Annotated in this window: 4 protein-coding genes and 1 pseudogene; 2 read left to right on the forward strand and 3 right to left on the reverse strand. The window is 50.5% G+C overall.

Annotated features, from left to right (window positions below):
• The first annotated feature begins 161 nt into the window (after positions 1–161).
• Positions 162–410, forward strand: a complete 249-nt coding sequence (locus H7F08_RS14605; protein WP_077218551.1) for a hypothetical protein — start codon at positions 162–164, stop codon at positions 408–410.
• A gap of 115 nt (positions 411–525) precedes the next feature.
• Here H7F08_RS14605 and H7F08_RS14610 read toward each other — a convergent pair whose 3' ends face one another.
• Complete coding sequence (locus tag H7F08_RS14610) at positions 526–774, reverse strand: YMGG-like glycine zipper-containing protein (RefSeq protein ID WP_010636705.1); 249 nt, start codon at positions 772–774, stop codon at positions 526–528.
• A gap of 1,289 nt (positions 775–2,063) precedes the next feature.
• Between H7F08_RS14610 and tnpA the strand changes: the two are divergent.
• A pseudogene (tnpA, locus tag H7F08_RS14615) lies at positions 2,064–2,494 on the forward strand (IS200/IS605 family transposase).
• Positions 2,495–4,081: 1,587 nt separating this feature from the next.
• Here the strand turns inward: tnpA and H7F08_RS14620 are convergent.
• Together H7F08_RS14620 and H7F08_RS15970 are read right to left on the reverse strand one after the other, a co-directional pair.
• Entirely contained in the window at positions 4,082–5,200 is a 1,119-nt protein-coding gene (locus H7F08_RS14620; protein WP_193640942.1) for a hypothetical protein, read from the reverse strand.
• Positions 5,201–5,365: 165 nt separating this feature from the next.
• Positions 5,366–5,848, reverse strand: a complete 483-nt coding sequence (locus H7F08_RS15970) for a DUF3320 domain-containing protein (RefSeq protein ID WP_413541264.1) — start codon at positions 5,846–5,848, stop codon at positions 5,366–5,368.
• Positions 5,849–6,037 lie beyond the last annotated feature (189 nt).

Here is a 6,037-nt window from a genome sequence, read left to right on the forward strand (position 1 = left end):
GTGCTGGAACGCTTATTGCTTTCTCAATATTGGAAAGCGCTACACAAGTCCGAAAAGCGTGACCGCAAAGCGGAAAGGAGGTATGCACATTTTTATACCGTAACCCCTGAGCCATTTGTTCGGGGAAAGATAAAAAACCGATCTTCCTACAGGAGAACCGTATGTTCCATGAAATGGAGTCACTGAAGCGCCGTAAAGTCTGGCAGCCAGCTTTACGTGTAGCGACCTTGTTCGGCACCTTGATGGCGTTGGCGGGATGTTATGCCTATCCCCCTGGACCGCCTCCGGGCCCTGGCGGATATTATGCGCATCCTGCACCGCCCCCACCCCCACCGCCGCCCGGAGGGCCAGCGGGTCCCGGGGCGTATTACCAGCAACCGGGGCCGCCGCCCCCGCCACCCCCTCCGTGAAGGATTTTATGGGCGCGTATGTCTTGTAAAAGTCAGACAATTTTTCTGTAAACAGGTCTAAAAAAAGCCCCATTTTTCTGAAATGGGGCTTTTCCTCCGGTCATGAATCAGGATTTCAGTGCATCAAAGCGCCGGTTGCTGCTCCTGCTGCACCGCCCACTGCGGCCCCTACGGCCGGATTGCCACCCACAACAGCACCCAGCACTGCACCGCCCGCAGCACCGATAGCCCCACCACTCAGTGCGCGTTGTCCTGTGGGGCTCATATTGGCGCAGCCAGTCATGGCGATCAGACAAAAACCCAACGCCAGAACTTTTAACCCGTACCGGTGATGACCGAATTTTAATCGAAGGGGATATTGCATGGGGATTAGGCTCCTTATGGTGTAGTAGTGGAAGGGGATCCGGATAGTTGTTCCACATCCCGGGTTGCCTGAAGAATTTCTTGTCGGGCAATCCGATAGGACGTTCCAGAAAGCGGTTTGGTGCATAACGGCTGTACGACCGCCTGAATTTGGTCAAGGTCGTCGCTTTGACCTTCTGTGTGCGGCCGTTTTGTCAGCTTTTGTTGCAATAGACGCACCTGCGCCTGGTATTGCTGGCAATCGCGCTGTAGTCCTGATGTTCTCTGGATTGGATGCGTGGGCGCCAAGATGGTTGAGGCGGGTGGATAAGGTAAGATCTGTTCAGGCCGATAGTGCGTCGACGCAGGTGTTGGGGGTGGGGCAGCTATCGTTGAGGCGCAGCCGCTCAACAATAAAGTGCCCGCAATCAGCCAATAATACGGCCTTTCTCTTATCCTGTTTTGCAAATACAAGCAACATTCCTACCAGGGAGTAGATACATAACCCACTACAGGCGTGGGAGCCGCGTAATAGCCGGATGGAGGCCCGGGTGGGGGCGGTGGTGGCGGCCCTCCCCAAGGCCCGGGTCCCGGTGGAGGCGGGCCTGGTGGAGGCGGTCCCGGTGGAGGCGGTCCCGGTGGAGGCGGTCCCGGTGGCGGTGGAGGTGGCGGGGGTGGCGGAGCCGCATAATAATACACGGGTTGTGGGGGTGGCACATAAACTACTGGTGGGGATACGGGATAATAGGCCGGTGCTCCGCCTACTGAAACACTCAGCCCCGGAACGGCCAGGCCTAATGAAAGATTATCGGCGAGTGCTGGAGTGATCCCAACGGCCGATGAAAGGACGAGGGTGGTAGCCACCACCCATAGCACCGATTTTCGTCGAGCTGTTGAGGGGGAGGGAATGGATTTCATAATGATGCTCCCATAAAAAAGACCAAAGGCGTACCAGCAAAAAGCATTCCTACAAGATTTCAGCCGGTTTTCATTCGGTCGAGCCCTACTGTACTGTAGTCAGTCCACTACAGTGGAACGCTGACTTATTCCATCTGGTTAATTTTTAAGCATTTGTGTTGTCGCTCTTCAGTCAGGTTGAGAATCTACCCGGAATAATAGCCACTGTCAGGCGATCATTGGCCGCATGTGCCGCACAGCAGGGCAACTGGGAATGGGCGTCAGACAATACGCTTAACCAAAAATAGGAAATCCCCCAGCTCTGCCGGGGTGACAGTAGATGTTTGACATATAGTGGCGTCCATCGGAGAACCGACGCTGTGAGCCGCCAAGCACACGACGAAGTAGAAACCGATCGACGAGATATTGGGCCTAAGGCACAGCAGGTGGGAGTGTAAATATCACATAGTATTTATTCCGAAGTGCCGACGTAGGGTGTTGTATGGTCAGTTACGGAATGATCTTGGAGAGGTATTTCGGGCTTTGTCCCGCATAAGGAAAGCCGGATAGAAGAAGGACATCTGATGGTTGACCATGGGCCTATGCTGATTTCGATACCGCCGAAGTACGCAGTATCCAGTGTGGTGGGTTACATCAAGGGCAAGAGCGCGATCCATTTAGCACGGACTTACGGTGAACGGAAGCGTAAGTCCGTGGGTCAGCATTTTTGGGCGCGCGGATATTTTGTATCGACGGTGGGCAGAGATGAAGCGATGATTCGGTATTATATTCGCTATCAGGAGAAAGAGGATGAACGAGTAGATCAGTTGAACATATGGAGCTGATCCGTGCCACCCAGTGGTGGCGCCAAAACTGAGTGGCCGCGTTAGCGTCCCCGTTTTAAGCCGCTTTGAGCGGCTCATGGACTAAAGCTCCCGGCTTTGCAGGGAGATATTTACTATTCTCTGTAACTCCTAATATCAGAAAGTTATGCGAGTGGAGTAATTTGTTGTTGATTCGTGAGTAAAAAGCCAGCACGGCGTATTCGTAGGCCTCTTCCATGCGATCATAGTCCTTCCAAAAGTTTTCATCTTACTTCTTGGTGGATATATGATCGTATTTTTTAAATCTCGATAATTGATAGACCTTTTTTCCATTTTGTCTCGTTATAATCCATGAATTTATAGCCTATCTTTTGTTTCCGCATCGTCCCATATTGTTGTAATCATTCGAGCGCAATCTCGAAGAAAATCACTCTTATGGTAAATATAATCCGCAAGATCCATCCAACACATGTGGTGGTTCGTGCATATCCAATGAATGTCACCAATTTGGTGTTTAAAAATAGACAAAATGGTGACATTCATTGGCATGACGACAAATGGCACTAATATGGTGACAATATGGTGACAAATAGCAACAAGCACAAACCTGACTGCTATGCCGCACTGCTTAGCAAAAAAAATTGCGCAGGAATCAAAAGCGAGAGGTCCAACAATCCATACCAATAGGTACCTTTTGATGCAGCACAAGACTGAAGCACAACGAGGATGTTCATTGAAATTATGGAAGATAGCCATTTGGCCATGCATTCTGTAGAAACTGATATTTGAAGGATCTCTTAGATATTTTTCCAATGAGCCTAAATGCAGATTACTGTGGCGATTGTGTAAGATGGAAATAGGGATGTTTATCTCCAATAATTGGCATAGCCGAACGCTCTCCAACACGCCCGGAGGAAAAGTCATCAGCAACACGAAAACATCGTTAACCGACTATCTTTTAACAGAGTTTTTTGTGGTTTTTTCTGTGCTAATAAAATTGCATTCGATAAACCTAGAGGGGGGAGTATTTTAAGAAAAGCAAAATAAGATGTTTATGTATGATATATTTACGCCATTATTTTCGGAACGCAAAAAACAGCTCCTCGACGTGAGCGGTCTACTCTATGAGCCGTTTTTCGCCATTCATGGGTGCTAAAGCTATTATTTTTCACGTGGAGAAAAATACGGGCCCCTGACTGGGTTAATTCAGCATGATGGTTCGGTCGCAGCTATTCCGACACCCACAGGTAAACCCAACCATTGCCGGATATGCTATACACTGAGAGCAGGTCTGGTTCCCGCGCCATTCTCAACCACCATTGGCCTTTGTACTCTGGTTTTCCAGGCTATTTAGACGGGAAAACCAGAGACGCATGGTTTCTTCTTTAAGGCTAATTCCGGTTAAATCAAGCATAATTAGTAGGTTAGGTGGAAATCTGCCCGTTTTCTGCGCCTTTGTTTAATCATCATTTGCGCATTTCACTCTGGTTTTCCAGGCTATTTAGACTCCAAAGCCAGAGTCCTTCCGGAACATGTTCATCTTCCATGCCATCCCCCAAAATAAGATCAGCGGTTCACTGTCCGTAAACCCAGAAGGCTGGATGGATACTATTGAACGTTGCAGGTTGTAGCGCGATGCCAGGAAGCCACCACCGGCCCGATACAATGGTCATTGGACTCAATGTGCGCAGTGATTTCCAGATGTTGCTCACGCCATATCAGGTAACGATCTGACGCGGGGGACGAAACCCAGGGTGGCGGTAATCCACAGCGTGTTACCGTAGACAAGGCCACGATCACGCTCTCTGTACTGTTTTCCCTGACGTAGCAGCGCAACCGTCCTTTTTTCCCAAGCTCCAGCAGAGTATCCCCCAGCCAGTTCCGATCCATCCGCACCATGCCGCTAGGGTATTCGCCGAATTGCTCCATAGGGAATATCGGGATATCGACGATATCCGGATGCGCGGCACCGGCGACGTCCAGACGGTGTGCCAAGAGGTTCCAGGCCTGATCACAAGGAATTGCAGGGTTCAGTCCTTCTTCGGGAGATTCCGTCACGGGTGGATAAATCTGGTCACTGATGTCACTGGTGTCGAGGGCCAACTTCTGCCGTGCCCAAGCCATCCAGTCCGACAAATCCGCTGCATGAGTGTCCCGCATTGGCGCATCTACCAAAGTCAGGGTTTGCGGCTGCTTTGCCCACGCAACCGCCAAACCCGGATTACTGGTATCGGCAAGGATTTGTTTCAGCGGTTTTTGTAAATACATCAGCGTTACTGGGCGACCAATGCCTGGAAGGCGGTCCCGCAGCAAAGCAAAAAAGACTGGTCGGACGGACAGCAAAACCCAACAGTGCTCGCCGATATCGGCCTTGAGATGTATCCAGTCCCGATCCTGGGGCGGAAACTCCAGGACCAGACTCCAGCGTAAGGATTCCGGCAATATCCCTGTGGGCAGATGCAGAAAAGCTTCCATTTGTGTTTCGGAAGCAATTTTCCAAAAATGAATGCCAGAATTCAGGTGCAGGGAATTCGCCCCTACCAGCCCCACCCATTTCACCAACTGCAGGAGTCTGTCATCACTGAGCGTGCGATTGCCTCCGAGCAAGCCCATCAGATTGCTGCGGCTGATCTCGAATCTGCGCGCTATTTCGACCAGGCTGAGCGGGGAAAGCGTTAGCACGTTACGGAAGTCATCCATGGGGATGGGGTAGGGGCGGATAGGCATGCATTCCTCTAGGACAGGGCTTTTGAACGAACTGCATTATAGGTTATGCAGCTATCGTTCTGCAAAACGGCGACAGACAGCGTTGAAAAAGACAACTATGCTGTAGAATATAAACTAAGTTGCTGACAGACTTGTCCAATAGAAATACGGAATGCCAAGAATTTGTTATAGCGTTTCATTGTAATTCATCGAATCTCTCCACGCGCGGGACAGCCTGTGCCGACTTGCAGTGCGGAGCTTCTGTAGTCCCACTGCGTGGGCCATAGCTAAGACGGCGGCGGCTTCGTCTTCGAAATGCTGCCGCCTTCTTAATTCACAGGCAAGCGAAATAAGTTCTGGTAAAGCAATCTCATCTACAGGCCGAACGGTTTCATTGCAAGGGTGGCGAAAAGCTGAAAAACGGGACGTATTGCTGCCCATTGGCCAATAGAAAAGGCCAACGTCTTCTTTGCTGGTAGGGTACTTTCCTTGGGCTAGTCCAACTATACGACTTTGTATACGAGCTCCAGTTCGGGCCCACCCATGAACGCGTGCAATGCGCTTGGTGAGTACATCGGTTCGCACTGGTCCCTCCGTGTTTACCACATGAGCAATAAGCTGCCCCAGTATGCTATCGTAATCATCTTCGAAGAAAATCTGGGAATCCACCTCTACATTAAGGACGCTGAAATCAGATTCATGGAATTCGGCCAACGGATTGAGCTATGCTCGAAAGTGGTGTACGGGCCGTTACAACTGGCTTGAATGAGGTGGCGTACTGTTGCTACAAAGGGTTTCCGACTCAAAGAGCAACATAAGGAGTACGCCGTGGAAAAGAATACCGTAATAGCAGGTGGG

The organism is Acidithiobacillus sp. HP-11, assembly GCF_015100075.1.
Lineage (GTDB): Bacteria > Pseudomonadota > Gammaproteobacteria > Acidithiobacillales > Acidithiobacillaceae > Acidithiobacillus > Acidithiobacillus thiooxidans.

What these genes read in the sequence shown, in the direction of transcription:
- H7F08_RS14605 (WP_077218551.1), top strand. Translation starts at nt 162, where the DNA reads ATGTTCCATGAAATGGAGTCACTGAAGCGCCGTAAAGTCTGGCAGCCA.
- H7F08_RS14620 (WP_193640942.1), bottom strand. Translation starts at nt 5,200, where the DNA reads ATGCCTATCCGCCCCTACCCCATCCCCATGGATGACTTCCGTAACGTG.
- H7F08_RS14610 (WP_010636705.1), bottom strand. Translation starts at nt 774, where the DNA reads ATGCAATATCCCCTTCGATTAAAATTCGGTCATCACCGGTACGGGTTA.